Below are 1,598 nucleotides of genomic sequence, written 5' to 3'. Positions count from 1 at the left end.
CACCAAGGCGATTTCCGCAAAATCGTCGAAGGGGTCAACAGCACGCTGGATGCGGTAATCGGGCCCTTGAACGTGGCCGCCGAGTACGTGGACAACATCTCGCGCGGGGCGATTCCGGCGAAAATCACCGACCACTACAACGGCGACTTCAACACCATCAAAAACAACCTGAACAACTGTATTGATGCGATTTCCAGCATGGTGGCCGAAGCGGTGGCCTTGGAAAAAGCCGCTATCGAAGGCCGCTTAGCCACCCGCGCCGACGCCAGCCAATACCAAGGTGACTACCGGAAAATCGTCCAAGGCGTCAATAACACGCTGGATGCGGTGATCGGACCCTTGAACGTGGCGGCCGAGTACGTGGACAACATCTCTAAAGGCGCGATCCCCGCCAAAATCACCGACACCTACAACGGTGATTTCAATGTCATCAAAAACAATCTGAACACCTGTATTGATGCGGTGAACGCCTTGGTGGCCGATGCCAATATGTTATCGACCGCTGCCGTCGAAGGGCGTTTGGCCACCCGCGCGGATGCCACTAAGCACCAAGGCGATTTCCGTAAGATTGTCGAGGGCGTGAATCTGACCCTGAATGCGGTGATCGGCCCGTTGAATGTGGCGGCTGACTATGTCGATAACATTTCCAAAGGCCACATTCCGGCCAAAATCACCGATAGCTACAACGGCGATTTCAACACGATTAAAAACAACCTCAATACCTGTATCGATGCGGTCAATGCACTGGTGGCCGACGCCAATATGCTGGCCACCGCCGCCGTTGAAGGCCGTCTGCAAACGCGCGCCGACGCCAGTAAGCACCAAGGCGACTTCCGCAAAATCGTCGAAGGCGTCAACGACACCCTGGATGGGGTGATCTTGCCGCTGAATGAAGCGGTCGAAGTGCTGGCGTTGGTTGAACAAGGCGATTTGACCCGCAACGTGACCGGTAACTACCAAGGCCAGTTGGGTGAATTTAAAGACACCGTGAATAACACCGTCGCCAAACTCTCCCAAACCATTGCCGAGGTGATTTCCGCCGCGGATCAACTGGGTAATGCCTCCGAGCAGATCAGTTCCACTTCCCAATCGCTGTCGCAAGCTGCCAGCGAACAGGCAGGCAGTGTCGAGATCACCAGTGCCAGCATCGAGGAAATGGCGGCCAGCATCAACCAGAATGCCGACAATGCCAAAGTCACCGACGGCATGGCCAGCAAAGCCGCTACCGAAGCCAGCCAAGGCGGTGAAGCGGTGAAACAGACCGTTGACGCCATGCGCGAGATTGCCAAAAAAATCGGCATCATCGACGACATCGCCTATCAAACCAACATGCTGGCCCTAAACGCGGCCATCGAAGCGGCGCGGGCCGGCGATCACGGCAAAGGCTTTGCGGTGGTGGCGGCGGAAGTGCGCAAGCTGGCCGAGCGCAGCCAGGTGGCGGCGCAGGAGATTGGCGAGTTGGCCGAAAACAGCGTCGAGACAGCGGAAAGTGCGGGCAAGCTGCTGGATGAAATTGTCCCCAGCATTGCCAGAACCTCCGACTTGGTGCAGGAGATTGCCGCCGCCTCCCAAGAACAATCCGCCGGTGTCAGCCAAGT

General features: G+C 57.1%; 1 protein-coding gene. It reads left to right on the top strand.

The window, feature by feature from the left end; genetic code table 11:
• On the top strand, positions 1-1,598 hold a 1,598-nt coding region (locus QLH52_RS24490), incomplete at both ends, for a methyl-accepting chemotaxis protein (protein WP_319963280.1).

Source organism: Methylomonas defluvii (assembly GCF_033949435.1).
Lineage (GTDB): Bacteria > Pseudomonadota > Gammaproteobacteria > Methylococcales > Methylomonadaceae > Methylomonas > Methylomonas defluvii.
The sequence above is the reverse complement of the archived record's forward strand: the minus strand, read 5'-3'. Positions and strand labels throughout refer to the sequence as shown.